The sequence below is a fragment of the Streptomyces sp. NPDC005794 genome (assembly GCF_042871445.1).
In the GTDB taxonomy this organism is placed as follows: Bacteria; Actinomycetota; Actinomycetes; order Streptomycetales; family Streptomycetaceae; genus Streptomyces.
This window is the reverse complement of record NZ_JBIAIN010000018.1, coordinates 139,193-163,500: the sequence shown is the minus strand read 5'-3', so window position 1 is coordinate 163,500 and position 24,308 is coordinate 139,193. Positions and strand designations below refer to the sequence as shown.

Here is a 24,308-nt window from a genome sequence, read left to right as displayed (position 1 = left end):
ACTTGAATAAGTCGTATGTAATGGGTTTCAGTAGCGCGACGGACCGATGTCGACGGACCGATGTCGATGAAGACAGCGAGGCACCAATGAGCACCCCCCACGTCGTCGTGGTGATGGGCGTAGCAGGGACCGGCAAGACCACGATCGGCCCCCTGCTCGCCGACGCACTGGGCGTCCCCTACGCCGAGGGCGACGACTTCCACCCGCTGGCCAACATCGCCAAGATGTCCGCCGGTACGCCGCTGGACGACGACGACCGCTGGCCGTGGCTGGACGCGATCGGGCAGTGGGCACACGGCCGGGCGGGGCTCGGCGGCGTCGTCAGCAGCTCGGCGCTCAAGCGGGTGTACCGCGACCGGCTGCGGGCCGAGGCCCCCGGTGCCGTCTTCCTGCATCTGACCGGCGACCGGGCTCTCATCGAACGCCGCATGGCGGACCGCAAGAACCACTTCATGCCGACCGCGTTGCTCGACTCCCAGTTCGCCACCCTGCAGTCACTGCAGGAGGACGAGGCAGGCGTCGCCGTCGACGTGTCCGGCACCCCTGAGGAAATCACCGACCGGGCCGTCGCCGCGCTGCGCGGGCTCGCGAACTAAGGATCACCACCGTGACCAGTCTCAGCGTCGAGATGCTGGCAGCGGATGCCGTCGAACCGATCACCTCGGCCGGCAACGCGCAGCTGGGCATCGCCGTCCTGGCGGGTATCGCCGTCATCGTCCTGCTCATCACCAAGTTCAAGATGCACGCGTTCCTCGCGTTGACCATCGGCTCGCTGGCACTCGGCTCCTTCGCCGGGGCCAACCCGGCGAAGACCATCGCCAGCTTCACCGCGGGCCTCGGTTCCACCGTCGCGGGTGTCGGTGTCCTCATCGCCCTCGGCGCCATCCTGGGCAAGCTGCTCGCCGATTCCGGCGGCGCCGACCAGATCGTCGACACGATCCTCGCGAAGGCGAGCGGGCGGGCGATGCCGTGGGCGATGGTCCTGATCGCCTCGATCATCGGGCTTCCGCTGTTCTTCGAGGTCGGAATCGTGCTGATGATTCCGGTGGTGCTGCTGGTCGCGAAGCGCGGCAACTACTCCCTGATGCGGATCGGCGTCCCCGCGCTCGCCGGTCTCTCCGTGATGCACGGGCTGATCCCCCCGCACCCCGGCCCGCTGGTCGCGATCGACGCCCTTGGCGCCAACCTGGGCGTGACGCTGGCCCTCGGCGTGCTGGTGGCCATCCCCACCGTGATCATCGCCGGTCCGGTCTTCTCCCGCTACGCCGCCCGCTGGGTGGACATCGAGGCGCCGGAGAAGATGATCCCGCAGCGCCCGTCCGAGGACCTGGACCGCCGGCCCAGCTTCGGCGCGACCCTGGCGACGATCCTGCTGCCCGTCGTGCTGATGCTGATCAAGGCGCTGGCCGACATCGTGGTGGACGACCCGGAGAACCACGTCCAGCGGGTCACCGACGTCATCGGCTCGCCGCTGATCGCGCTGCTCGCAGCTGTGATCGTCGGCATGTTCACCCTGGGCCGCGCGGCCGGATTCACCAAGGGCCGCCTCTCCGGCACCGTCGAGAAGTCGCTCGCACCGATCGCGGGCATCCTGCTGATCGTGGGCGCCGGCGGCGGGTTCAAGCAGACCCTGATCGACGCCGGTGTGGGCCAGATGATCCTGGAGTTCTCCGAGAACTGGTCGATCCCCGCCCTGCTGCTCGGCTGGCTGATCGCCGTCGCGATCCGGCTGGCGACGGGCTCGGCGACCGTGGCCACCATCTCGGCGGCCGGTCTGGTGGCGCCTCTCGCCGCCGACCTGTCGTCCTCGCACGTCGCCCTGCTCGTCCTCGCCGTCGGCGCCGGCTCGCTCTTCTTCAGCCACGTCAACGACGCGGGGTTCTGGCTGGTGAAGGAGTACTTCGGCATGGACGTCCCGCAGACGATCAAGACCTGGTCGGTGATGGAGACGATCATCTCCGTCGTCTCGCTGGCCTTCATCCTGCTGCTGTCCCTGGTGTTGTAGCGGGCACTACTCCTCCGGCTCCCGCCACAACGGGTGCTCGGAACGGGCCCAGAGGCGCTCGACCGACCCGGTACGCATGCCACGGCGTGCCTCCGGGTCGGCGAGCGCCTTCGCCATGTGCCCGGCGAGGACGATGCCGATGGCGAGGGCGAGCCAGTCATGGACGAAGGTCGCGCCCGTGCGCCACACCAGTGGGGTGAGTCCGGTGAACCACATCAGCAGCCCGGTGCCGAGCATCACGAGCACGGCGCCCGCGATCCACGACGCGTAGAGCTTCTGGCCCGCGTTGAACTTGCCCGCCGGCCGTGATCCGGGCGTGCGGTCGCGGCGCAGGGCGGCCCGCAGCCACTGCCGGTCGTGCGGCCCGAACCGGTTGAGCCGGGAGAGGTCGGCCCGCAGTGCGCGGGAGACCAGTCCGGCCAGCAGCGGTACGGGGACGAGCAGCCCGGACCATTCGTGCACGGCGACCACGAGCCGTCGGCGGCCGACGAGTTCCGCGAGCTGGGGGACGTACAGACAGGCGGCCGTGGCGACACAGAGCAGCGTCAGCCACGCCGTGGTGCGGTGCACCCAGCGCTCCGCGGTGGTGAAGCGCCGTAGCCTCGACGAGGGTTCAGACGGTGGGGGCGTCGTCGCGGCCGTTGGACCGGCCGACCCAGGCGTCGACGTCATAGCCGAGCTCCTCCCAGTAGCCGGGGCGCACGGAGTCGGTGACGGTGATCCCGGACAGCCATTTGGCGGACTTGTAGAAGTACATGGGGGCGACGTAGAGACGCGCGGGACCGCCGTGGGTGTGGCTGAGCGGCTTGTCCTGCATGCGCAGGGCGACAAGGACGTCCGGGCGCCGGGCCTGTTCCAGGGTGAGGCTCTCGCTGTAGGCGCCGTCGAAGCAGGTGAACCGGATCGCTTTCGCGTCGGGCCGTATCCCTGCCGCATCCAGCAGAGCCGAGAGCCTGACCCCGTCGAACGGGGTCTCGGGCACTCTCCAGCCCGTGACGCACTGGACGTCCCGCACGACGCGGGTCTGCGGCAGCGCCTTCAGGGAGTCGAGCGTGTACGTCGCCGGGCGGTCGACCAGGCCGTCCACGGTGAGGCGGTAATCGGCGGCGGTCTTCTCGGGCACGGAGGTGGCGACCGAGTAGTAACGGAAGCCGCCGCCGTTGGGGAGCAGGCCGGTGAGTCCGGTGGGGTCCTGGTCGGCGACGGCGCCCAGTCCGCTCTCCAGCGCACGCTGGAGCGCGGGGGCGGCCGCCACCCCGGCGGCACCGAGGCCGAGCATGGCCAGGACCAGACGGCGGCCGACGGGTGTGCCGCCACCGTCGGGAGGGGGATTCTTCACCCGCCCATTCGAACACCTGCGGCCGTCCGTCACCAGGGGCCGCGGGTGGGCGTCACACTTCGGAAAGAAACGCGGATCACCACGGGTCCTGACCACTCTCCGCCGCCTTCTCCCACGGGAACGCACCGTGGACGACGACACGATGAGCGTGGCGGAGCGCTACCGCGTGGTGGAGCGGCTCCTCTGACGGCCCGGCCCCGGCCGCCTCGCGCAGTCGGCGGGCGTACGGGGCTGACGGGGCTGACAGGGCTGACGGGGCGTGCCTGTCAGACGGCGGGGAGCGCGTAGAGCCGCTTCCCGTGCATCACGGCCAGCCGCTTGCCCGCCGCGGCCACGTACCACTGCTGGATGTCGCCGCTCTTGTCGTTGTAGGTCCAGCGCAGCTTCCCGGTCGCCGCGTCGTAGGCGTGCACACCACCGTCCTTGTCGAATTCGGTGGCGCCGTAGAGGACACCGTTCACCTTGACGAACTGCCACGCCTGCGTCGCCTTGTCCCGCAGGTCCTCGTTGTGCCAGATCTCCTTGCCCGTGGCGGGGTCGACCGCCCACAGGGCGCGCGCGCTGTCGGAGGCGTAGAGCACACCGTCCAGGAGATGGGGGTCGTAGAAGTTGCTGAACTCCTCCGTGGTGAGCGACCAGCGCTCCTTGCCCCCGGACAGTTCCAGCGCCCGCAGCCGCTGTCCGTCCGCCACGATCACCAGCTCCTCGTGCACGGCGAACCGACGACGGTTGGACCGGCCGAGCTTCTTCGTCCAGACCTGCCGGCCCGTGGCCGTGTCGCGGACGGTCACGTTCTCCCGGTAGTCCGTGTAGACGAGGCGCTCGCCGACGACCGCGGCGTTGATGCCGTACTCCTCGGTCCCCGCGTCGCGCTGCTCACGCCAGGCGACCTTGCCGGAGGCGGTGTCGATCGCGGCGATCACGTTGTCCGGCGTGGTGAAGTCCTTCTCCAGGATGCCGGCCAGCACGTAGACATGGCCCTCGTCGGCCGCCATGGGGCGCGGCTGCTGGTACTCGTCGCCCAGACGGCTGCGCCAGGTCTCCTTGCCCGTGGCCGGATCCAGACCCACCACGTCACCGTCGTACTCCGCGCTGGCGAGGTACAGCGTCCCACCACCGACGACGAGCTCGGCGCCCGGCGTGGTGATGCCGGCGCGCGACCACTTCTCCTTGCCACTGACGGCGTCCCGTCCCACCAGCGGGTCACCCGACACCAGGACCAGACCGCCGATCACCGCGAGCGCGTCGCTGCCGGACAGGCTGGTGCTCGCGGTGTCCGCCTGCCACAGCGGCTCGGGCGCGGTGCCGGGCGGCGGGGTGGTGAAGGCGTCGCCGTTCTTCTCCCCGCCCGGCGTGGCGCCGCCGGCCGGCGCGTCCTCCTCGGGACCGCACCCCACCGCCCCCGCCCCGAGCACGGCCAGCCCCAGCCCCGTACCGGCCAGCCTGAGCATCTGCCTGCGCGACATCGCGTTCCCGCCGTGCCCGAACATGTCCGTCCCCCGCTTCCGTTCACCTGTTGCGACGCTCCCGGGACCCCCGGAACGCCTTGAGCGCCGCAAGGCTACCGTCGCTTTTCGGCCTTCCCCCGTACGGCACACAACCGGGACAGGCTCGTGAAGTTCCCGTCACCATCCCGGGCTGCGGCCCGCTCGCGGGGAGGGGGCCCGTCAGCCGAGCGCCTTCGCCGCCGCCCGGCCCGCAGTCCGGCCCGAGAAGATGCAGCCGCCGAGGAACGTGCCCTCCAGGGAGCGGTAGCCGTGGACCCCACCGCCGCCGAAGCCCGCCGCCTCCCCCGCCGCGTACACCCCGGGCAGCGGGGTGCCGTCGCCGGTCAGGACGCGGGAGGACAGGTCCGTCTCCAGCCCTCCCAGGGACTTGCGGGTCAGGATGTTCAGCCGTACGGCGATGAGCGGACCCGCCTCCGGGTCGAGGATGCGGTGCGGCTTCGCCGTGCGGATCAGCCGGTCGCCCAGATAGGCGCGGGCGCCGTTGATCGCCGTGATCTGGAGGTCCTTGGTGAAGGGGTTGGCGATCTCACGGTCGCGGGCCGTGATCTCGCGACGCAGGGCGTCCTCGTCGATGAGCCCTTCGCCGGTGAGCGCGTTCATTCCCCGTACGAGCGCGCCGAGGTCCTTCTCGACGACGAAGTCCACGCCCTTGTCCATGAACGCCTTCACGGGGCCGGGTACGTCGGCGCGCGCCCTGCCGATCACGTCACGCACCGACTTCCCTGTCAGGTCCGGGTTCTGCTCGGAACCGGAGAGAGCGAACTCCTTGCCGATGATCTTCCGGTCGAGGACGAACCAGGTGTAGCCGTGGCCGGACCGCATGATGTGTTCGAGGGTGCCCAGCGTGTCGAAGCCCGGGAAGAGCGGGACCGGGAGCCGCTTGCCGCGGGCGTCCAGCCAGAGGGAGGACGGACCGGGCAGGATCCGGATGCCGTGCTTGTCCCAGATCGGACTCCAGTTCTCGATGCCCTCGGTGTAGTGCCACATCCGGTCCTTGTTGATGTGGTGGGCACCGGCCTTCTCGGCGATGCCCAGCATCAGTCCGTCGACGTGGGCGGGGACCCCGGAGAGCATCTTCTGGGGCGGCGTGCCCAGCCGCTCGGGCCACTGGGCGCGCACGAGTTCGTGGTTGCCGCCGATGCCTCCGGAGGTGACGATCACGGCCTGGGCCCTGAGCTCGAAGGTGCCCGTGACCTCACGGCTGCTCGCGGTGCCCCGCTCGGCGCCGCTCTCCGCGAGGATCTCTCCGGTGACCGTGTCGACCGATCCGGCCGAGCGGCCCAGGCCGGTCACCCGGTGGCGGAAGCGGGGGTGGACGAGGCCCTTCGCGACGCCTTCGCGGACCCGTCGCTCGAAGGGGGCGACGACACCGGGGCCGGTGCCCCAGGTGATGTGGAAGCGGGGCACGGAGTTGCCGTGGCCGTTCGCGTCGTAGCCGCCGCGTTCGGCCCAGCCGACGACGGGGAAGAGCCGCAGCCCCTGGGCGTGCAGCCAGGACCGCTTCTCCCCTGCCGCGAAGTCGACGTACGCCTCGGCCCACTGCCGTGGCCAGTGGTCCTCCTCGCGGTCGAAGCCGGCCGTGCCGTACCAGTCCTGGAGGGCCAGGTCGTGGCTGTCCCTGATCCGCAGCCGGCGCTGCTCGGGCGAGTCGACGAGGAAGAGGCCGCCGAAGGACCAGTGCGCCTGGCCACCGATCGACTGCTCGGGTTCCTGGTCGAGGAGGATCACCGTGCGGCCCGCGTCGACGAGCTCGGCGGTGGCCACCAGCCCCGCGAGTCCTGCCCCGATCACGATCACATCAGCGTCGTACGCCATGGGTTCCATCCTTCGGAGCGGTGCGGGGCAGCGGCGGCGGGCGGGCTGAGCAAGTTACCTGTGGGTTCAGATCTTCGGCACGGGCAGTGCCCACGTCAACCGTCCCGTCGGCGGCGCCCTCACCGGTCCCGTACGGCCGCCGGGCTATCGTCGGACCGTGTCGGTGCTGGTACTCCTGCTGTCCGTGGGCGCCGCCTGCTGCCTGGGCTTCGGATTCGTCCTCCAGCAGGACGCCGCCCGCCGCGCGCCTCTGAGCGACTTCCTCTCTCCCCGGCTGCTGCTCGACCTCATGCGGGTCCCGAGCTGGCTGGCCGGGATCGGCCTCATGGTCTGCGGAATGGTCCTCGGCGCCCTGGCGCTCGGCCAGGGCGAGGTGTCGGTCGTGGAGCCGCTCCTGGCGACCAATCTGCTCTTCGCGATGGCGCTGTCACGGCACCGCACGGGCCAGCAACTGGGGAAGCAGGGCTGGGGAGGCCTCTGCCTGCTGGCGGGCGGCGTCACCGCGTTCCTGCTGGCCGGCGAGCCACGCGGCGGTGAGGCGGTGACGGAGACCCCGCGGCACTGGCTGGTGATCGGTGTGGTGGCGGGGATCGCCGTCCTCCTGACCGCCTGCGCCAGACACCCGCGGACGCGTGGGACACCTGTCCTGCTGGGTCTCGCGGCGGGCCTGCTCTACGGGTTGCAGGACGCCCTGACCAGGCTCAGCGGGGAACGGCTGGCCGACGACGGCTGGGCGGCGCTGCTGACCGCCTGGCAGCCGTACGCCGTCCTCGTCCTCGGGGTGACCGGGCTGCTCCTGGTCCAGAGCGCGTTCGAGGCGGGGCCGCTGCGGATGTCGCTGCCCGCGCTGACCGCCGCGCAGCCGCTGGCGGGGATCGTCTGCGGGATCGGCTTCCTCGGCGACCAGGTGCGCACCGACACGGGCGCCCTGGCCTGGCAGGCCGTGGGTCTGGCGGCCGTCGTCGCCGGGATCGTGCTGCTGGGGCTGCACCCGGCGATGCCGGAGGGCAAGGAGCGACACGGATCCACGGCTGCCGACCGGGTGATGTTGGATGGGCCCCATGACACCGGCTGACGAGATCCTGGACATCGTCGACGAGAACGACGAGGTCGTCGGGCAGGAGCGCCGCGGCGAGGCGACCGCGCGCGGCCTGCGCCACCGCTGTGTCTTCATCGAGGCCCGGGACGCGGCGGGCCGGCTGTTCGTGCACCGGAGGACGGCCACGAAGCTGGTCTTCCCCTCGCACTACGACATGTTCGTGGGCGGGGTCGTCGGCGCCGGCGAGTCGTACGACGAGGCGGCGCTGCGGGAGGCCGAGGAGGAGCTGGGGGTCTCCGGTCTCCCCCGGCCCACTCCGCTCTTCAAGTACCTCTACGAGAGCCCCGGGCACAGCTGGTGGTCGTACGTCTACGAGGTGCGCTGCGAACTGCCCGTGCGGCCGCAGGCCGAGGAGGTCGACTGGCACACCTTCATGACCGACGCCGAGCTGGAAGGGCGCCTGGGCGACCGGACGTGGGTGCCGGACGGGCTGGAGACGTACCACCGGCTGCGGGAGTTCCGGTCCGGCCGCGGAGCGGGGGCCACCGGGTGAGTGATTTCACGCGCGGTCTGCGGCTGTGGTTCACCCCGGAGCGGATCCGTGAGGAGGGCGACACCCCGGACTACCGTTTCTCCCTCGCCAACGAACGCACCTTCCTGGCCTGGATCCGGACGGCCCTCGCGCTCGTCGGCGGCGGGTTCGCCGTCGACCAGTTCCTGCCCTCACTGGCCTGGGGGGTCCGTGCCGGCCTGGCGCTCGGGCTGCTGGCCGCCGGGGTGCTCTGCGCGCTGCGGGCCGTCAACCACTGGGTGCGGTGCGAGCGTGCGATGCGGCGCGGGGAGGATCTGCCGGTGTCGCGCTTCCCCGCGCTGATCGGCCTCGTGGTCGCCGTGGTGGCGGTCGCGATGGTGGTGGTGGTCCTGTTCGGCTGGGACGGCCGGTGACCACCGCGGGGCGGGATCCCGGCCTCCAGCCCGAGCGGACGCGGCTGGCCTGGCGCCGCACCACCCTGGCGTGCACGGTCGTGGCCCTGCTCGCGGTCCGGCAGTCCCTGCACAGCGGTGCGACCGGGGCCGGGGTGTTCGCGGTGGCCCTGAGCCTGCTGGCCTGGCTGGGGTTCCTCGCGGTGGCCCACCGCCGGGTGACGGGCATGGGGACCGCACGGCCCGCCCCGCTGTCGCCGCGTCATGCGCTGACGGCGGCCGCGTGCACGGTCGCGCTCGCGGTGTTCGGCGTCGTCACGCTGTTCTGACCGGCCGTACCTGACCGGCCGGGCGGCGTCAGTCCTCCCAGTCCACGCTGACGACGATCTTGCCCCGGGTGCGCCCCTCCTCGTTGAGCCGGTAGGCGTCGGCGGCCTGCTCCAGGGTGAAGACCCGGTCCACGTGGACGGAGACGATGCCCTGCTCGGCGAGTCCGGCGAGGTGGGCGAGGTCCGTGGCGTCGGGCCGCACGAAGGCGTAGCGCCCGCCGTAGGAGAAGACCTCGGCGTCGGCGATGGACGCGAGCCGGCCGCCTGGCGCGAGGGTCTCGGCGGAGACCCGGAGCGCTTCCCCGCCGACCGTGTCGAACGCCGCGTCGAAGCCTCCGGGAACCAGCTCCCGCAGCCGGGCGGCCAGCCCGTCGCCGTACTCCACGGGTTCGCCGCCCAGCTGCCGTACGTAGTCGTGGTTGTGGGACCCGGCCGTGCCCACGACCCGGCAGCCCGCGTGCCGGGCGAGCTGGACGGCGAGCGAACCGACCCCGCCGGCGGCCGCGTGGACGAGGACGGTCTCGCCCTCCTGGACCTTCAGGGTGCGGTGCAGCACCTGGTGTGCGGTGAGGCCGCACAGCGGCAGGCCCGCCGCCTCCTCGAAGCCGATGCTCAGAGGCTTGCGGGCGAGGGTGCGCACGGGTGCGGCGACGTACTCGGCGAAGGTGCCGCGCGAGAGGAAGTCCTCGCGCACGTAGCCGATGACCTCGTCCCCCACCGCGAACTCGTCCACGGCGGCGCCTGGCTGGACCACGACACCGGAGACGTCCCAGCCGGGGATGACGGGGAACACGGCTTCCAGCCCCGCCTGGAGGTAGCCCTCGCGGGCCTTCCAGTCGACGGGGTTCACGGCCGCGGCCCGCACCTTCACGAGGACCGAGTCGGGCCCGACCTTCGGGTCGGGGCGCTCGCCGTACTCCAGTACGTCGGCCGAGCCGTACCTGCTGTAGCTGATCGCCTTCATGCTCCGACGATCGGGGCGGGCGGGGGCGCCCGCAACTCAGGCCGTGGCCACCTCGAAGGGCGGCAGCAGCGTCCGCGGGTCGTGTCCGGAGTGCCAGAGCCCGATGAGGAACGCGGTGGTCGCCTCCAGATACGCGGCCTGGTCGAGCCCGCTGGACGCCGGTCCGCCGCGCACGGGGACGCGTTCGTGGCGGCGCGGGGCTGGGACGGCCGACACGCGGACCGAGGCGGGGAGCCGGAGATCACTTCTCGGATTCCGGGCGGACACTGGACGACATACCGACTGGTCGGCATCATGGTGCCGACCGTTCAACCGCCCCGGAGGTGCGCCCCATGAGCCCAGTCCACCCGCCAGGTCTCGATCTCGACCTGCTGCGCGGCCATCTCGACCGTGAGCGGCCGGGGCTGGTGAACGGACCGCTCGACGCCCGGGTCATCGAGGGCGGCCGCTCGAACCTCACCTACGTCGTCACCGACGGCTCCGGGCAGTGGGTCGTGCGCAGGCCTCCGCTGGGCCATGTACTCGCCACCGCCCACGACATGAAGCGCGAGCACCGGGTGATCAGCGCCCTGCACTCCACGGCTGTCCCGGTGCCGGAAACGCTCCTGCTCTGCGAGGACGACGCGGTCATCGGCTCGCCCTTCTACGTCATGGAGTACGTCGAGGGAACCCCGTACCGCACGGCCGAACAGCTCGCCCCGCTCGGCGCCGAGCGCACCCGGGCCGTCGTCCTGGGGCTCGTGGACACCCTGGTGGATCTGCACGCCGTGGATCCGGCGGCCGTCGGCCTCGGCGACTTCGGACGCCCGGACGGCTTCCTGGACCGGCAGCTGCGGCGCTGGGGCAAGCAGTTGGACGCCTCCCGCAACCGTGAGCTCGCCGGTATCGACGAGTTGCACGCCGCGCTCGGCCGGCAGCTCCCCGCCTCCCCCGCACCCACCGTCGTGCACGGCGACTACCGCCTGGACAACGTGCTGGTCGGCCAGGACGACCGGATCAAGGCGGTCCTGGACTGGGAGATGTCCACCATCGGCGACCCGCTCACCGACCTCGGTCTGCTGGTGATGTACAGCTCCGACCTGGACCTGCCGGAGTCGCCGGTCTCCACCACGAGCGGCGCCGCGGGCCATCCCCGCCCCGCCGAGCTGATCGAGCGGTACGCCGCCCGTTCCGGCCGCGACACCTCCGCCATCTCCTGGTACACGGCCTTCGCGTGGTTCAAGCTCGCCGTGATCCTCGAGGGCATCCACTACCGCTACACCCTGGGCCAGACCGTCGGCGCCGGCTTCGACCGCATCGGCGACCTGGTCCCGGTCTTCATCGCGCACGGCCTCACCACCCTCCAGGAAGGCTGATCACCCCGTGGACTTCGCATTCGACGCCCGCACCGAAGAGCTGCGCACCAGGCTGCTCACGTTCATGGACGAACACGTGTACCCCGCCGAGGAGGTCGCCGAGGAGCAGCGCGCGCGGCTGGCGTCCCCGTGGGACACCCCGGAGATCGTGGACGCCCTCAAGGCGGAGGCGCGCGGGCAGGGCCTGTGGAACCTCTTCCTCCCGGACGCGGAGTACGGCGCGGGGCTGACGAACCTCCAGTACGCCCCGCTGGCCGAGATCACCGGCCGCAGCCCGCACCTGGCGCCGACGGCACTGAACTGCGCGGCCCCGGACACCGGGAACATGGAGGTGCTCTCCCAGTTCGGCTCCGAGGAGCAGAAGAAGCAGTGGCTGGAGCCGCTGCTCGCCGGGGAGATCCGTTCGGCCTTCGCGATGACGGAGCCCGACGTGGCCTCGTCGGACGCGACGAACATCGAGACCAGGATCACCCGGGAGAGCGGGGGAGATTACGTCATCAACGGGCGTAAGTGGTACATCTCCGGGGCGATGAACCCGGACTGCGCGGTCTTCATCGTGATGGGGAAGACGGACCCGGACGGCGAGGACATCCGCCGCCAGCAGTCCATGATCCTCGTCCCGCGTGACACCCCTGGCCTGGAGGTGCGCCGCGCGATGCAGGTGTACGGCTATGAGGACCACTCACACGGTGGCCACGCCGAGGTGGTGTTCACCGATGTGCGGGTGCCCGCCTCGAACCTCATCGGCGAGGAGGGCGGCGGTTTCGCCATCGCCCAGGCGCGTCTGGGCCCGGGCCGGATCCACCACTGCATGCGGCTGATCGGGATGGCCGAGCGCGCGATCGAGCTGATGTGCAAGCGGGCGGTGGCGCGTACGGCGTTCGGCAAGCCGCTGGCCCAGCAGGGCGTCGTCCAGAACTGGATCGCGGACGCCCGGGTGACGGTCGAGCAGCTGCGGCTGCTGGTGCTGAAGACGGCCTGGCTGATGGACACGGTGGGCAACCGCGGGGCGCACACGGAGATCCAGGCGATCAAGATCGCCACCCCGCGCGCGGTCTGCGACATCCTCGACCAGGCGGTGCAGCTGTACGGAGCCGGTGGAGTGAGCCAGGACTTCCCGCTGGCCGAACTCTGGTCGTCGGCACGGACCCTGCGGCTCGCCGACGGACCGGACGAGGTGCACCAGCGGTCGCTGGCGCGGCGCGAGATCAAGAAGTACCTCTGAGCCCGGCACGGGGAGGCGCCCCGAGCGGCGCCTCCCCGGCGGGTCAGAAGGTGAGCTGCCAGCTGTCGACGTAGCCGGTGTCCTGCGCGGCGACGTCCTGCACCCGGAGCTTCCAGGTGCCGTTCGCGGCCTCGCCGGAGGCGTTGACGGTGTACGTCGCGCTGACGTTGTCGGCCGAGTCGCTGCTGCTGGAGTTCTTCAGGCGGTACGCGGTGCCGTCGGGCGCGAGCAGGTCGACGACGAGGTCACCGCGGTAGGTGTGCTTGATCTCCACGGCCACCTCGAGGGCCGAAGGGGCGTTGCCCGTACGGCCGGTGACGGGGAGCGACGAGGTCACTGCGGCCCCGTTGTCGGGTACGGCGACGTCGGTGGCGTTGCTGAACACCGTGCCGGCCGGCGGGGTGACCGTCCCCGCCGACAGGGTCCAGACGGCGTGGGCGATCGCGTCGCTGTTGCGGTCCAGGGCCGTGTCGTTGATGTTCGTGGTCGTGTCGCACGACGAGTGGTAGCAGCGGTCGAAGGACTGCCCCGCGGTGCCGCCCCACTTCTGGGCCTGGGCACTGGACTTGGTGTTGCTCGCCCCGGTGAACAGGCCTCCGACGGGCACGCCCGCGCTCTTGAACGGCGCGTGGTCGGAGCGGCCGTCGCCCTCGGTCTCTATCTCGGTGGGTATCGACAGGCCCGCGAAGTAGTCCTTGAAGGTCTGCTCGATGACCGGGTCGTCGTCGTAGACGAAGTATCCGGCGTTGGGTGAGCCGATCATGTCGAAGTTGAGGTACCCGGCGAGCTTGGCCCGCTCGGTGGCGGCCAGGCTGTTGACGTAGTACTTCGACCCGACGAGCCCCAGCTCCTCGGCGCCCCACCAGGCGAAGCGCAGGTGCTTGTCGGGGGCCAGCTGCGCCCGGGAGACCGCGAGGGCGGTCTCCAGCACGGCGGCCGAGCCGGAGCCGTTGTCGTTGATGCCGGCGCCGGAGGTCACCGAGTCGAGGTGGGCGCCGGCCATCAGGACCTGGTTCGCGTCACCGCCCGGCCAGTCGGCGATCAGGTTGTAGCCGGTGGCTCCGCCGGAGGTGAACTGCTGGAGCGTGGTGGTGAACCCGGCGGCGTCCAGCTTCGCCTTCACATAGTCGATGGACGCCTTGTAACCGGCCCTGCCGTGGGCCCGGTTGCCGCCGTTGGCGGTGGCGATCGACTGGAGCTGGGCGAGGTGCGCCTTGACGTTGGCGAGCGGGATGTCGGGGGCGGCGGCGACCCTGGCGGGTGCGGCCTGGACCGCCGGTGCGGCGGCGGCCAGCAGGGCCGCGACGGCGAGCGCGGCGACGGACAGGGAGCTGCGTCGGGCAGGTCTCATCAAGGGCTCCGGATTCCGTTCGGGGACTGACGGAACGTGCAGGGGGTCCCCGGGGCGTGCACGGCCCGGGGCCTGGAGCAGTGGGACTGGAAGTGCGCCCCCGATGTTCAAGGAGGTGACCGCGCACCGTCAAGGGTGGAATCCGGACAAGAGCGTTCGCTCAGCGGACATCCGGGTGGGCGTCACGACGTGACCATCACACCGGGGGCCGGGACGTGGAAGGCCCTGCTCGATCGCGACGCGGCCGACGCCTACGGCGTCCCGGTCCCCGTGCGTCCGTGTCCGCCGGCCGGCTCCGGGCCGGACGGTGGTGCCGGCGGAGGGCCGGGAGACCGTCAGGGACGCAGGGCTCTCAGCAACAGGTCCGCCAGATGGCCCGCGACCTCCTGCTGGCTGAGCGGACCGTCCGGGCTGTACCACGTGGACAGGTGGTGGACCGAGCCGAAGTGGTAGTCGACGACCAGATCGGCCGGGGTGGCCGCGGAGAACACCCCGGCCCGCTGCCCCTCCTCGATCAGGGCCCGGAAGCGCTCGTGGTAGCGGCGGCGCTCGATCCGTACCTGCTTGTTCTTCTCCGGGCTCAGATGGTGCATGGAGCGGAAGAAGATCGAGGCGTCGTCGAGGTTGTCGATGGTCGTGACGACCACGTCCGCCGCCGCGTCACGCAGTCGCTGCTCGATCGGCGCCTCGGCGTTCGCATAGGCGTCGAGGCGCTCCTGCTGGAGCCGCAGCACCCGGGCGTAGACCTCCTGGAGGAGGTCCTCCTTGGAGCCGAAGTAGTGGTAGAGCGCCCCCTTGGTGACACCCGCCGCCTCGACGATCTCCTGGACGGAGGTGCGGTCGTAGCCCTGCTCCGCGAAGAGCCGGGTGGCGGCGGCCAGCAGCCTCTGGGGGACGGGCGTACCGTTCCCGTCCGTCGCCTTGGCCATGTGCCGCCACCTGCCCTCTCGTACCGCGCGTGAACTGTTCTAACGGGGGGAACGCAGTTCCCGCCTGAGGATCTTCCCACTCGCCGTCTTCGGGAGTTCGGCCAGGATCTCCACTTCGCGCGGGTACTTGTAGGCGGCCAGCCGTTCCTTGCAGTACGCGCTGAGCTCGCCGGGTTCCGTCCCGGCGCCGGGGCGCAGGCTGACGTAGGCCCGGACGGTCTCCCCGCGGTAGGCGTCGGGAACGCCCACGACGGCCGCCTCGCGGACCGCCGGGTGGGTGTAGAGGACGTCCTCGACCTCCCGGGGCCAGACCTTGAAGCCGGAGGCGTTGATCATGTCCTTCTTGCGGTCCACGACGTAGAGCCAGCCCGCGGTGTCCATGAAACCGATGTCCCCGGTGCGCAGCTCCCCGTCCGGGAACGCGGCTTCGGTGGCATCGGGCAGATTCCAGTAGCCGGAGACGACCTGCGGTCCGCGTACGGCGATCTCGCCCTGCTCGCCGAAGGGGACGTCGTCGCCCTTCTCGTCGATGATCCGGACCAGGGTGTCGGGGCCGGGGACACCGACGGAGAGGGTCCCGGAGACCGGGTCGACGGGCGCCTCGTGCTCCGGCGGCACGGAGGCGCAGGGCGCGGTGCACTCGGTGAGTCCGTAGCCGTTGCGGATGTAGGGGCCGAAGCCGTCGCGGAACTTCTCGACCAGGGCGGGCGGCAGCGGCGCCCCGCCCGAGGAGATCACCTGGAAGGAGGCGAAGTGTTCCCGGGTGGCCTCCGGGTGCGCGGCGAGCGCCATGAAGGCGGTCGACGGGCCCACGGTGTAGGCGGGGCGGTGCTCCGCGAAGGCTTCCAGGACGACGCTCGCCTCGAAGCGGTAGGCGAGGACCAGGGTGCCCGCGTTGGCGGTACAGGCGGCGAGCTGGCACACCATGCCCGTGATGTGGAAGAGCGGAGCGAGCGCGAAGTAGGACGCGCCTTCGTCGATGGGGTGCCCGGCCCGCTGCCGCTCGGCGTTGATCATGATGTTGCCCTGGGAGTTCATGGCCCCCTTGGGGGTGCCGCTCGTCCCGGAGGTGTAGCTGATCAGGGCGGTGTCCGCGGCGGTGAGCTCCCGGCCCTCAGGAGCGGCGAGGCCTCGCCGGGCCACGGCCACCAGGTCGGAGGCCCAGTCGTCGGGGCCGGGCGCGGGGAGCCGCGCGAAGCCGAGCACGCGCGGGTCGTCGGCCGACTGGAGGTCGAGCTCGCACGCCGTGACGGCGATCCTGACGCTCGGGGCCGCCTCGGCGGTGGCCCGCAGATACGACTCCCAGGCCCGGTCGGAGCAGATCAGCGCGGTGACGTCGGCGTCCTTCAGTACGTGCCCGACCTCGCCGGACTTGTACATCGGGTTGAGCGGGACGACGGTCGCGCCCGCCTTCCATGCCCCGAGCAGCGCGAGGACGAAGTGCGGGGTGTTCTGCAGCATGATCGCGACCCGGTCGCCGCGCCGCAGGCCCTCGGCGGCCAGATGCCCCGCCACGGAGTCGGACAGCTCGTCGGTCTCGCGGTAGCTGAGGCGCCCGTCGAAGTAGGCGAGCGCGGTGTGGTCCGGCGCCCGTCCGACGGCGGCGCGGAAGGCGTGCACCATGGTCTCGGCCGGATGGACGGGGGCGAGCTGGGCCTCGCTGAGCAGGGCGGTCCAGGGCTTCGCCGCGTAGATCGACTCGGTCATGCGCCGGCGTCCTCCCACTTCTGCTGCAGGTGGTTCATGTTGCCGATCCACTGGTCGGGGTCCTTGGCGCGGGCGCGGTAGTAGCCGGCCACCTCGGGGTGCGGGAGGACGAGGAAACGGTCCCGCTCCATGGCGTCGAACAGCGCGTCGGCGACGGCCTCCGGCTCGATCGCGGTGGGCGCGAGCACGAGTTCGCCCGCGGAACCGGCCGCCGTGAGCATGTCCGTACGCACACCCTGGGGGCAGATCGAGTGGACCTTGATGCCCCGGTGCCGGTAGGTCAGCGAGAGCCACTCGGCGAAGGCGACCGCGCCGTGCTTGGTGACGCTGTACGGCGCGGCACCGATCATCGTCAGCAGCCCGGCCGCGGACGCGGTGGAGACGAAGCGGCCGCTGCCGCGCTCCAGCCAGTCCGGCAGCAGTTCCCTGGCCGCGCGGACATGCGCCATCACGTTGACGTCCCAGGCCCTGGCCCAGACGTCCTCCTCGGCGAAGGCGTCTCCGCCCGAGGCGAGGCCGGCGTTGGCGCAGTAGACGTCCACCGTGCCGTCGAGCGCGTCGCGGGCGGCGTCCACGATGCCGGAGGCGTCACCGGCCACGACGACGCCGCCGATCTCCTCGGCGAGGGGCTTGATCCGGTCGGCGTCGAGGTCGTTGACGACGACCCGCGCGCCCTCGGCGGCGAATCTGCGGGCAAGAGCCGCCCCGATACCGCCTCCGGCTCCCGTCACCACTACGCCAGCGCCCTGCACCGTACTCATCGGTCCCGCCTCTCTCAGCCGTCTTCCCCAGCAGACTAACCAGTCGGTATGTGATCGGGGAAGGGGCTCGGGGCAGGACTGGGCATCTGCCCGGTCGTGGCCGTTCCGCGCGGCCCGCACCCGCGCTAGCGTGCGTGGCCATGACAGTCGGCGCGATCAGGGAGGTACCGGAATGACCCTGTCCAGACGTGGTGTGCTGGCCGTCGGCGGCGCGATGGGGGCCCTCGCGGCGACCGCCGCAGCACCTGGGACGGCCGTGGCCGCCGGCCAGGGGCCCGTCGCACGCGGCCGGGTCCGCACCGGCTTCGAGCGGCTGGCCTCCGACGGATACCGGCTGCTGGCCGGGCAGAAGGTCGGCATCGTCACCAACCCCACCGGGATCACCTCGGACGTCAGGCACATCGTCGACGCGATGCACCCCGACGACCGGGTGAATCCGACCGCCGTGTTCGGCCCCGAGCACGGCTTCCGGGGGACCGCGCAGGCGGGCGGCTCGGAGGGACGGTACGACGACCCGGCGACCGGACTGCCGGTCTACGACACGTATCTGAAGAGCGGGCAGCCGCTGGCCGACATCTTCACCGCGTCCGGCGTGGACACGGTGGTCTTCGACATCCAGGACGCGGGCGCCCGGTTCTACACGTACATCTGGACCCTGTACGACTGCATGGAGGCGGCGGCGCTCGCGGGCAAGCGGTTCGTCGTCCTGGACCGGCCGAACCCGGTGACCGGCCGGGCGGCGCTGGGGCCCGTACTCGATCCGGCCTTCGCGACCTTCGTGGGGCGCCGGGAGATCTCGCAGGCGCACGGCATGACGGTGGCGGAGCTCGCGCTGCTCTTCAACGCGGAGTTCCTGGCCGCCCGGCCGGTGGAGCTTGACGTCGTGAAGATGTCCGGGTGGCGGCGGGCGGACTTCTTCGACGCGACGGGTCTGCCGTGGGTGCCGCCGAGTCCCAACATGCCGACGCCGGAGACAGCGGTGGTCTACCCCGGGACGTGTCTGTTCGAGGGGACGAACCTTTCCGAGGGCCGGGGAACGACACGGCCGTTCGAACTCCTCGGGGCGGAGGGCATCGACCATCGGTGGGCGGCGGCCGCGAACGGCCTGGAGCTGCCCGGGGTGGCCTTCCGCGAGGCGTACTTCACGCCGACGTTCTCCAAGTTCCAGGGGAAGACGGTGGGCGGCGTTCAGGTGCACGTCCAGGACCGGGAGGCCTTCGACCCCGTACGCACCGGAATCGCCCTGCTGGTCACGGCGAAGCGGACGTGGAGCGGGTTCGCGTGGCGGGCGGACAACTGGATCGACAAGCTCACGGGCAACACGCGGGTACGCACGATGATCGACGCGGGCGCGGACACGGACGAGGTGACAGGGGCCTGGGCCGCCGACCTCGCCGCGTTCCGGCGGGTGCGGCGGGAGCACCTGCTGTACCGCTGAGCGCCTGCGCCGGCGCGCCTGTTCCCCGGCCGTCGGGACGGGGAACAGGCGCGATCTCAGCGGTGCGAGGGGAACTCCACGACCAGCTGGAAGGTGGGCCGGTTCTGCCAGTGGACGGACTTCTGCGAGATCCCGCCCAGCGGGCGGTGGATGATCGCGTCGGTGCACCACTGCTCACCGGCCCCGCAGCTGTCGTCACCCGGGTAGACCTCGGCGGCCGGCGTGGCCGCCGCCTCCTTCAGGGTGCTGAGCAGCGCGGACCGGCAGGCGCTCAGGTCGCCGTCGCCGCAGTACGTCTTCGCCAGCGGCCCCTTGACGGGCTGTCCGAGGACCTGGCGCAGGTCCTTGTCGGCGAAGCCCCACCAGCCGTACTGGAAGGCGGAGCCGCTGTGCGCCCCGCTCGGCCCGTGGCTGGCGGCCGGGGACTCGTCGGTGGCCAGGCTCGCGGTGAACGCCGCGTAGAGGTCGTCGCCGAGGCCCGGACGGAACTCCGCCTCGACCAGCTTCGGCCACCACGCGTCCATGATCCGTACCGCGTCCGCGTGCGTGTACGTGTGCGATCCGGAGCTGGTCTCCTTGCGCTGCGCTCCGGCCGCCCGCCAGGAATCCAACTGCTGGACCACCGCGTTCAGGTCCGGGTCGGTGACCGGCCGGGAGCGCAGCACCTTCAGGAGCTCGGGCAGCAACTGCTCGCCCCGCAGGTCGGTGAGAGCCGCCTCCGCCATGGCGCGGGTGAGGGAGGCGCGGGTCACGCCGCCCTCCTCGACCAGTTCGGACACCCGGTCGTCGAGCAGGTCACCCCGGTGCACGGCGCCGAAGCCGAACGCGGCGGTGGAGTAGTCCTCGGCCTGCCGGTTGTTCCAGGAGATGTAGTAGTCCTGGCCGCTGGAGTGCGGGTGCTCGGCGAACGGGGTGTAGTCGGCGGTGTTGGCAGCCGGGTCGTAGCCCTGCCACGCGTACGCCTTCTCGGCCTTGACCGGCAGCGCGGCGTCCACCCCGGGCGCGCGCACGGGATTCATGCCGCTGTTGTAGTACGCCGTGGTGCGTGAGTCCGCGTAGAACCAGTTGAAGGCGTAGTCGATGTGGCTCGCCGCCTGCTGGAAGGAGGCCGCGTCCGTCACGTACGCCGGGTCGTTGAGCAGCTGGAAGCCGATGATCGAGTCGGCCTCGTGCCGGTAGGTGGTGCGGAGCGAGGTGTACGCGACCGGCTTGCCGTCGATCGTGGCGCGGTGGGTGACGATGCCGTGGTCCGTGCGCCACACCTGCATCCGGTAGGAGCCCTCGGCGGTGGAGTCGGCGACGGTGGGCTTCCAGGAGTTGGCGCGCTCCAGCTTCTCCATGGCCGCGCAGGCGCCGTCGTCGCGGTAGTGCGTGGAGTCCTTGGTGGGCGCGGAGCCGTCGGGTTCGCAGAGTTCGACCGCGTAGGTGTCGGTGATGTCCTGGGCCGCCGAGGTGGCGCTCCAGGCGTAGTCCTGGCCACGGCCCATCTGGATGTACATGCCGACTCCGGCGAAGGAGACGCCGCGGGCGCTGATGCCGGGGCCCTGGAGCTCCTGGAGCATCATCAGCTGCGGGGCGAAGTAGCCGGTCTGGGGGCCCATGACGGCGATCGGGTTCCCGCCGGCGGTGTGCTCGCCGGACACCAGGAGCGCGTTGGACATCCCGCGCTTCTGGGCGCCGTCGCCGGATCCGGGCAGCGATCCCTCGGGGATGACCCCGTCGTCGTACATGCCCTGCAGCGGCTCGAGCGCGGCCGGCGCGTCGACCGGGGCCTTCCTGTCCGTGACCGCCGAGCCGGTGCGGTCATGGATGAGGGGTTCGGGTGTGACGGAGCCCGCGTCGGGGAGTGCGGTGCCCCGGGCCCGGTCGGGCTTGCCCGCGTACGGGAAGGAGGTGCCGTCGTGGACGGTGAGGACGGCCTCGGGGTCGTTGCGCTGGCGGAAGGACTCCCAGACGCGGGTGCCCTCCTCGACGCCGTACTTCTGCTGGGCGGCGAGCAGCGAGAGCGCGGCCTGGACCTCACCGCCGCCTCCCCCGCCGAACTGCCCGCCGACGACCGAGGCGATCGAGATCAGGTCGGTCAGCCCGAACGGCTGGATCTCGCCGACGTTCGTGATGGAGTCGATCTTCCCGGTGAGAACGTACTCGCCCGGGAAGTAGCGGCCCTTCTTGGACTTCTCGCGATAGGCGTTGATCCCGTCGACGTAGGCCTGCGCATCGGCCATCGCCTGCTCGCCGCGTGCGCCCTCGGTGGTCCGGATCCTTTCGACCTGGGCCTGGAGATCTGCCTCGGTGTACGGGGCCTGTGGCCAGAACTGCTGCTCCAGGCCCTGGTTGGCCGGTGCTCCCCCGGCGAAGGAGGTCAGCTCGCCGCGTCCGATGTGCCGGAAGAGGTCCATCAGCCACAGCCGGTCCTGTCCGGCGGCGAACCCGGCACCGAACTCGGTGCCGTAGCGGGTGGTGCCCTTGATGTGGGGGACGCCGCTCTTCTTGTCCCGGGTGATCGTGACGTCCTCGCGGGGCTTCGTCACGGACTCGACCTGGTCGGCGGCGACCCCGAAGGAGGCGTCGTTGAAGAAGTCCGTCAGCTTCTGGTCGGTGAGGCCCGTGTGCCCCGCGACCAGGCCGTTGTAGCGGTCGAGCTGGTCGTCGCTGTGCGCGGGGTGCGTACCGAAGGCCTTGTTGCCGAGGATCTCGACGAGGGTGGCGTTGCCGTTCTCACCGGGCGGCAGGATGTCCGCGCACTGGTTGTGGCAGTGGTCGGCGGCGACGAGGGGTTCCGGCTCCGCCGCTCCGGCGCCGGGCGCCACGGCGAGCAGGGACGTACCGAGAGCGAGAACAGCCGCGACTGTGACGGCTCTGAGCGTGCGGGTGCGAGGGGGCATGCGTGCTCCTCCGGGTGGCCGATGCGCCGGAGGTTACTGGCGGTACGCCCCGCCGGTAAGATGAACACCAGTCACTTTTCCTGAATCACCACACGCCGTTACGCGGCCTCACACGGGTCGTCTCAGTCCGTGGACGCGATTCACCCTTGGATGGAGCCGAATCGGGCAGTCGTACGTCCATCCCTTGACGCCGAAGTATGAGCGACGGAGGTGGCAGTGCCATGGCCGGTTTCCGGAGTCTTGCGAGACAGGTCCGCGATCCGCGGGGCGATCTCGCTTTGCGGCGGTACTCGCTGCGCAAATGCCTGGAACGGTTCGCCCCGTACGGTCACCGGGCGACCTGGGATCATCTGTGCGCCCGGCACGGGATCGAGCCCGAGGACCGGGCCCCCGAACCGGTGCGCCTGATCCGCGCACTGGAGGAACTGGAGGAGGCGCGGGCCGTCTGGCTCGCGTACGAGGCGGGCTTCGCCGAGCGGAGGCGCCGTGAGAAGCACGACGGGCTGCGGCGGCCCGGAACATTCGACGACTGGCACCGGCGTACGTGGGGCGGCAACGGGATCGCTCACTGCGAGGATCCGGAGGTCCATCCCAGCGCCCCCCTGGCCGAGGTCCTGGGACGGCTGATCGCGGCCCTGGGCACGAAGCCCGGCGCCGGGTGCCCGGTCTGCGCGGGAACCGGCATCGTCTGGCGGCAGGACCTGGACCGCGAACCCTGGGCCGGCCCGGTCTGCACCGGCTGCGGCATCGTGGTCCCCCGGCCCGTCCTGACGGCGGGCGCGCTGGCCAGGGCCAGGGGAGCACGGACGGGGAAGCTGACGGCGTCGGCGGCCTGAGGACCGCAGGTGACGGAGCGACCGGCCGGAGTCGGGGCGCGCTCAGGAGCGGCCGGCCGCGCCCCGCTCGGGCATCAGGCGCGACCCGGTCATCCGGTCACCGAAGACGTCGTCAGGGTTGGACAGCACACAGGTCTCCAGTGACAGGCAACCGCAGCCGATGCAGTCGGTCAGGTGGTCACGCAACCGCCCCAGCTGCTGGATGCGGTCGTCGAGCTCCGAGCGCCACGCCCGGGAGAGCCGGGCCCAGTCCTCGTGGTTCGGCGTGCGCTCCTCCGGCAGCTCGGCCAGCGCGTCCCGGATGGTGGCGAGCGGGATGCCCACCCGCTGCGCCGCGCGGATGAACGCCACCCGGCGCAGCGCGTCCCTGGTGTAGCGGCGCTGGTTGCCGCTGGTGCGGCGGCTGCCGATCAGGCCCTTCGACTCGTAGAAGTGGAGGGCGGACACCGCGGCGCCACTACGGGCGGAGAGCTGACCGACGGTGAGTTCTTGGTATGTCTGCGGGATCTGTGCCACTTCCCCAACCCTAATGGCCGCACCCCGGCGGCTGTCGTTCCTTCGAAAACCCGGCCGGTCCGTCGTTGACAGGGGCGCGTGGCCCCACCATGCTGAGCAAGCGCTTAGACAGTGCCCCGGAGGGGCGACCGACGGCCGGAAGGCAGGGACCACGAACATGGCAGAGCCGAAGATCTTCACGTCCGCACAGGAGCTGCGGGACGGGGTGGGCGAGGAGCTCGGTCACAGCGACTGGCTGGAGATCGAGCAGAAGAGGATCGACCAGTTCGCCGAGGCCACGGGCGATCACCAGTGGATCCACGTGGACCCGGAACGCGCCGCGAACGGCCCCTTCGGGACGACGATCGCGCACGGCTATCTCACGCTGTCACTGCTGCCGGTGCTCGTACCCCAGATCCTGCGGGTCGAGGGCGCCAAGATGGGCATCAACTACGGGACCAACAAGGTCCGCTTCCCCTCGACCGTCCCGGTGGGCTCGCGACTGCGCGCCACTGCGGTGCTCAAGAGCGTCGAGGAGGCGGGCGGCGGCGTACAGGTGACCGCCCTCGTCACGGTCGAGCGCGAGGGCGGCGACAAGCCGGCCTGCGTCGCGGAGTCGGTCTCGCGCTACTACTTCTGAGCGGGGGCACCGGCCCTGAGGCGTACGGAGTGCGCCGGGCCCGCAGGGAAGCCCGGCGTCACTTCCGGGCGCCCACCATGCGCAGGACGAGGTCCGCGTAGAGGGTGCCGACCTCCTCGGGTGTCCGGCTGCCCTGCGCGTTGAACCAGCGCGCCACGTCGATGCAGAGCGACAGCACGGCGAGCGTGGTGCCCGGGACGTCGGGTACGTCGAACTCGCCGGCCCTGACACCGTCGCCGATGATCCGGCGCACCGCGGCGTCGCTCCTCCTGCGCAGGCCGACGATCTCGGCGCGGTGCTCCTCGCCGAGTGCCTCCAGCTCGTACTGCACGACCCGGGCCGTGGTGTGCCGCTCGGCGTGCCAGCTGACGAAGGACCGGACCGCGTCGGCGAGCCGCTCGGCCGCCGTGCCGTCCTTGTCGGCCGCCGTCTCCAGGAGGAGCAGGGCGCGGTCGTGACCGATCCTGCTGATCCGGTGGAGCAGCTCTTCCTTGGTCTTGTAATGGATGTAGAGCGCGGCCGGGCTCATTCCGGCCCGCCCGGCGATGTCACGGGTGGTGGTCGCGTGGTAGCCGCGCTCGGCGAAGGCCTCGACGGCCGCGAGGAGCAGCCGCCTCGCCGCCTCGGGCGTGACCTCGCTCCACGGCGCGTTCTCGCCGTCGGTCTCCTCCGCCGTGCTCATCGCCACGTGCCCCTTTCCGCTGGCAGGACGAACACCATACCGCGAACCTGAGCAAGCGCTTAGATCGCTCGGGGGGTGAGA

24 protein-coding genes are annotated in these 24,308 nt (G+C 71.3%); 11 read left to right on the top strand and 13 right to left on the bottom strand.

Annotated elements, in window-relative coordinates; translation table 11 throughout:
- The first annotated feature begins 86 nt into the window (after positions 1–86).
- Both ACFYQ5_RS26985 and ACFYQ5_RS26980 read left to right on the top strand, forming a co-directional pair.
- Positions 87–596: a gluconokinase gene (locus tag ACFYQ5_RS26985; RefSeq protein WP_389201199.1), complete on the top strand. Its 510-nt coding sequence runs from the start codon at positions 87–89 to the stop codon at positions 594–596.
- An 11-nt stretch (positions 597–607) separates the two neighbouring features.
- Positions 608–2,005: a GntP family permease gene (locus ACFYQ5_RS26980; RefSeq protein WP_389201198.1), complete on the top strand. Its 1,398-nt coding sequence runs from the start codon at positions 608–610 to the stop codon at positions 2,003–2,005.
- Positions 2,006–2,011: 6 nt separating this feature from the next.
- On the opposite strand, the gene ACFYQ5_RS26975 is transcribed toward ACFYQ5_RS26980, so the two are convergent.
- From ACFYQ5_RS26975 to ACFYQ5_RS26960, 4 genes are all read right to left on the bottom strand, one after another.
- The gene (locus ACFYQ5_RS26975) at positions 2,012–2,677 is read right to left on the bottom strand and encodes a cytochrome b/b6 domain-containing protein (RefSeq protein WP_389201197.1); all 666 of its coding nucleotides are present in this window, start codon (positions 2,675–2,677) and stop codon (positions 2,012–2,014) included.
- The gene (locus ACFYQ5_RS26970; protein ID WP_389201227.1) at positions 2,619–3,284 is read right to left on the bottom strand and encodes a molybdopterin-dependent oxidoreductase; all 666 of its coding nucleotides are present in this window, start codon (positions 3,282–3,284) and stop codon (positions 2,619–2,621) included. Before ACFYQ5_RS26970 ends, ACFYQ5_RS26975 begins: the two co-directional genes overlap by 59 nt.
- Before the next feature lie 326 nt (positions 3,285–3,610).
- A complete protein-coding gene (locus ACFYQ5_RS26965) occupies positions 3,611–4,810 on the bottom strand; it encodes a PQQ-binding-like beta-propeller repeat protein (protein ID WP_389201196.1) in 1,200 nt (399 codons plus the stop codon).
- Positions 4,811–5,011: 201 nt separating this feature from the next.
- A complete protein-coding gene (locus ACFYQ5_RS26960) occupies positions 5,012–6,667 on the bottom strand; it encodes an FAD-binding dehydrogenase (protein ID WP_389201194.1) in 1,656 nt (551 codons plus the stop codon).
- Positions 6,668–6,824: 157 nt separating this feature from the next.
- On the opposite strand from ACFYQ5_RS26960, the gene ACFYQ5_RS26955 reads away from it, so the two are divergent.
- Genes ACFYQ5_RS26955 through ACFYQ5_RS26940 form a run of 4 tightly spaced genes read left to right on the top strand, consistent with a single transcriptional unit; the run spans position 6,825 to position 8,959 of the window.
- A complete protein-coding gene (locus ACFYQ5_RS26955; protein ID WP_389201193.1) occupies positions 6,825–7,742 on the top strand; it encodes a DMT family transporter in 918 nt (305 codons plus the stop codon).
- Positions 7,729–8,259 carry an NUDIX domain-containing protein gene (locus tag ACFYQ5_RS26950; RefSeq protein ID WP_389201190.1) on the top strand — a complete coding sequence of 177 codons (531 nt, stop codon included), beginning with the start codon at positions 7,729–7,731 and terminating at the stop codon, positions 8,257–8,259. The genes ACFYQ5_RS26955 and ACFYQ5_RS26950 overlap by 14 nt, the downstream gene beginning before the upstream one ends.
- Positions 8,256–8,651 (top strand): YidH family protein, encoded by a 396-nt coding sequence (locus ACFYQ5_RS26945; RefSeq protein ID WP_389201188.1) that lies wholly within the window; start codon positions 8,256–8,258, stop codon positions 8,649–8,651. Before ACFYQ5_RS26950 ends, ACFYQ5_RS26945 begins: the two co-directional genes overlap by 4 nt.
- Positions 8,648–8,959, top strand: coding sequence for a DUF202 domain-containing protein (locus ACFYQ5_RS26940; RefSeq protein WP_389201186.1), 312 nt, complete (start codon positions 8,648–8,650; stop codon positions 8,957–8,959). The genes ACFYQ5_RS26945 and ACFYQ5_RS26940 overlap by 4 nt, the downstream gene beginning before the upstream one ends.
- Positions 8,960–8,987: 28 nt before the next feature.
- Here ACFYQ5_RS26940 and ACFYQ5_RS26935 read toward each other — a convergent pair whose 3' ends face one another.
- Both ACFYQ5_RS26935 and ACFYQ5_RS26930 read right to left on the bottom strand, forming a co-directional pair.
- Positions 8,988–9,923, bottom strand: a complete 936-nt coding sequence (locus ACFYQ5_RS26935; RefSeq protein WP_389201184.1) for an NADP-dependent oxidoreductase — start codon at positions 9,921–9,923, stop codon at positions 8,988–8,990.
- Between the two features lie 36 nt (positions 9,924–9,959).
- A complete protein-coding gene (locus tag ACFYQ5_RS26930) occupies positions 9,960–10,139 on the bottom strand; it encodes a hypothetical protein (RefSeq protein ID WP_389201183.1) in 180 nt (59 codons plus the stop codon).
- Between the two features lie 116 nt (positions 10,140–10,255).
- On the opposite strand from ACFYQ5_RS26930, the gene ACFYQ5_RS26925 reads away from it, so the two are divergent.
- Together ACFYQ5_RS26925 and ACFYQ5_RS26920 are read left to right on the top strand one after the other, a co-directional pair.
- Entirely contained in the window at positions 10,256–11,278 is a 1,023-nt protein-coding gene (locus tag ACFYQ5_RS26925) for a phosphotransferase family protein (protein WP_389201181.1), read from the top strand.
- A 7-nt stretch (positions 11,279–11,285) separates the two neighbouring features.
- A complete protein-coding gene (locus ACFYQ5_RS26920) occupies positions 11,286–12,503 on the top strand; it encodes an acyl-CoA dehydrogenase family protein (protein WP_389201180.1) in 1,218 nt (405 codons plus the stop codon).
- 43 nt (positions 12,504–12,546) lie between these two features.
- Here ACFYQ5_RS26920 and ACFYQ5_RS26915 read toward each other — a convergent pair whose 3' ends face one another.
- From ACFYQ5_RS26915 to ACFYQ5_RS26900, 4 genes are all read right to left on the bottom strand, one after another.
- Positions 12,547–13,854 (bottom strand): M28 family peptidase, encoded by a 1,308-nt coding sequence (locus ACFYQ5_RS26915; RefSeq protein ID WP_389201178.1) that lies wholly within the window; start codon positions 13,852–13,854, stop codon positions 12,547–12,549.
- A 335-nt stretch (positions 13,855–14,189) separates the two neighbouring features.
- The gene (locus tag ACFYQ5_RS26910) at positions 14,190–14,783 is read right to left on the bottom strand and encodes a TetR/AcrR family transcriptional regulator (RefSeq protein WP_389201177.1); all 594 of its coding nucleotides are present in this window, start codon (positions 14,781–14,783) and stop codon (positions 14,190–14,192) included.
- Between the two features lie 39 nt (positions 14,784–14,822).
- Positions 14,823–16,490 carry an AMP-binding protein gene (locus tag ACFYQ5_RS26905; RefSeq protein WP_389201176.1) on the bottom strand — a complete coding sequence of 556 codons (1,668 nt, stop codon included), beginning with the start codon at positions 16,488–16,490 and terminating at the stop codon, positions 14,823–14,825.
- Positions 16,487–17,251 carry an SDR family oxidoreductase gene (locus ACFYQ5_RS26900; RefSeq protein WP_389201174.1) on the bottom strand — a complete coding sequence of 255 codons (765 nt, stop codon included), beginning with the start codon at positions 17,249–17,251 and terminating at the stop codon, positions 16,487–16,489. Before ACFYQ5_RS26900 ends, ACFYQ5_RS26905 begins: the two co-directional genes overlap by 4 nt.
- Before the next feature lie 172 nt (positions 17,252–17,423).
- On the opposite strand from ACFYQ5_RS26900, the gene ACFYQ5_RS26895 reads away from it, so the two are divergent.
- Complete coding sequence (locus ACFYQ5_RS26895; RefSeq protein WP_389201173.1) at positions 17,424–18,689, top strand: exo-beta-N-acetylmuramidase NamZ domain-containing protein; 1,266 nt, start codon at positions 17,424–17,426, stop codon at positions 18,687–18,689.
- Positions 18,690–18,745: 56 nt separating this feature from the next.
- On the opposite strand, the gene ACFYQ5_RS26890 is transcribed toward ACFYQ5_RS26895, so the two are convergent.
- A complete protein-coding gene (locus tag ACFYQ5_RS26890; RefSeq protein ID WP_389201170.1) occupies positions 18,746–21,574 on the bottom strand; it encodes a penicillin acylase family protein in 2,829 nt (942 codons plus the stop codon).
- Positions 21,575–21,795: 221 nt separating this feature from the next.
- Between ACFYQ5_RS26890 and ACFYQ5_RS26885 the strand changes: the two genes are divergently transcribed.
- Positions 21,796–22,410, top strand: coding sequence for a hypothetical protein (locus tag ACFYQ5_RS26885; protein ID WP_389201169.1), 615 nt, complete (start codon positions 21,796–21,798; stop codon positions 22,408–22,410).
- Positions 22,411–22,452: 42 nt separating this feature from the next.
- On the opposite strand, the gene soxR is transcribed toward ACFYQ5_RS26885, so the two are convergent.
- Positions 22,453–22,926 (bottom strand): redox-sensitive transcriptional activator SoxR, encoded by a 474-nt coding sequence (gene soxR / locus ACFYQ5_RS26880; protein ID WP_389201167.1) that lies wholly within the window; start codon positions 22,924–22,926, stop codon positions 22,453–22,455.
- A 157-nt stretch (positions 22,927–23,083) separates the two neighbouring features.
- On the opposite strand from soxR, the gene ACFYQ5_RS26875 reads away from it, so the two are divergent.
- Positions 23,084–23,545 (top strand): MaoC family dehydratase, encoded by a 462-nt coding sequence (locus tag ACFYQ5_RS26875; RefSeq protein WP_389201166.1) that lies wholly within the window; start codon positions 23,084–23,086, stop codon positions 23,543–23,545.
- A gap of 58 nt (positions 23,546–23,603) precedes the next feature.
- Here ACFYQ5_RS26875 and ACFYQ5_RS26870 read toward each other — a convergent pair whose 3' ends face one another.
- Positions 23,604–24,227, bottom strand: a complete 624-nt coding sequence (locus ACFYQ5_RS26870) for a TetR/AcrR family transcriptional regulator (RefSeq protein WP_389201164.1) — start codon at positions 24,225–24,227, stop codon at positions 23,604–23,606.
- Between the last annotated feature and the right edge of the window lie 81 nt (positions 24,228–24,308).

What these genes read in the sequence shown, in the direction of transcription:
- ACFYQ5_RS26915 (WP_389201178.1), bottom strand. Translation starts at nt 13,854, where the DNA reads ATGAGACCTGCCCGACGCAGCTCCCTGTCCGTCGCCGCGCTCGCCGTC.
- ACFYQ5_RS26970 (WP_389201227.1), bottom strand. Translation starts at nt 3,284, where the DNA reads ATGCTCGGCCTCGGTGCCGCCGGGGTGGCGGCCGCCCCCGCGCTCCAG.
- ACFYQ5_RS26875 (WP_389201166.1), top strand. Translation starts at nt 23,084, where the DNA reads ATGGCAGAGCCGAAGATCTTCACGTCCGCACAGGAGCTGCGGGACGGG.
- ACFYQ5_RS26895 (WP_389201173.1), top strand. Translation starts at nt 17,424, where the DNA reads ATGACCCTGTCCAGACGTGGTGTGCTGGCCGTCGGCGGCGCGATGGGG.
- ACFYQ5_RS26900 (WP_389201174.1), bottom strand. Translation starts at nt 17,251, where the DNA reads ATGAGTACGGTGCAGGGCGCTGGCGTAGTGGTGACGGGAGCCGGAGGC.
- ACFYQ5_RS26935 (WP_389201184.1), bottom strand. Translation starts at nt 9,923, where the DNA reads ATGAAGGCGATCAGCTACAGCAGGTACGGCTCGGCCGACGTACTGGAG.
- ACFYQ5_RS26925 (WP_389201181.1), top strand. Translation starts at nt 10,256, where the DNA reads ATGAGCCCAGTCCACCCGCCAGGTCTCGATCTCGACCTGCTGCGCGGC.
- ACFYQ5_RS26950 (WP_389201190.1), top strand. Translation starts at nt 7,729, where the DNA reads ATGACACCGGCTGACGAGATCCTGGACATCGTCGACGAGAACGACGAG.
- ACFYQ5_RS26910 (WP_389201177.1), bottom strand. Translation starts at nt 14,783, where the DNA reads ATGGCCAAGGCGACGGACGGGAACGGTACGCCCGTCCCCCAGAGGCTG.
- ACFYQ5_RS26975 (WP_389201197.1), bottom strand. Translation starts at nt 2,677, where the DNA reads ATGACGTCGACGCCTGGGTCGGCCGGTCCAACGGCCGCGACGACGCCC.
- ACFYQ5_RS26965 (WP_389201196.1), bottom strand. Translation starts at nt 4,810, where the DNA reads ATGTCGCGCAGGCAGATGCTCAGGCTGGCCGGTACGGGGCTGGGGCTG.
- ACFYQ5_RS26960 (WP_389201194.1), bottom strand. Translation starts at nt 6,667, where the DNA reads ATGGCGTACGACGCTGATGTGATCGTGATCGGGGCAGGACTCGCGGGG.
- ACFYQ5_RS26890 (WP_389201170.1), bottom strand. Translation starts at nt 21,574, where the DNA reads ATGCCCCCTCGCACCCGCACGCTCAGAGCCGTCACAGTCGCGGCTGTT.
- ACFYQ5_RS26870 (WP_389201164.1), bottom strand. Translation starts at nt 24,227, where the DNA reads ATGAGCACGGCGGAGGAGACCGACGGCGAGAACGCGCCGTGGAGCGAG.
- ACFYQ5_RS26885 (WP_389201169.1), top strand. Translation starts at nt 21,796, where the DNA reads ATGGCCGGTTTCCGGAGTCTTGCGAGACAGGTCCGCGATCCGCGGGGC.
- ACFYQ5_RS26985 (WP_389201199.1), top strand. Translation starts at nt 87, where the DNA reads ATGAGCACCCCCCACGTCGTCGTGGTGATGGGCGTAGCAGGGACCGGC.
- ACFYQ5_RS26905 (WP_389201176.1), bottom strand. Translation starts at nt 16,490, where the DNA reads ATGACCGAGTCGATCTACGCGGCGAAGCCCTGGACCGCCCTGCTCAGC.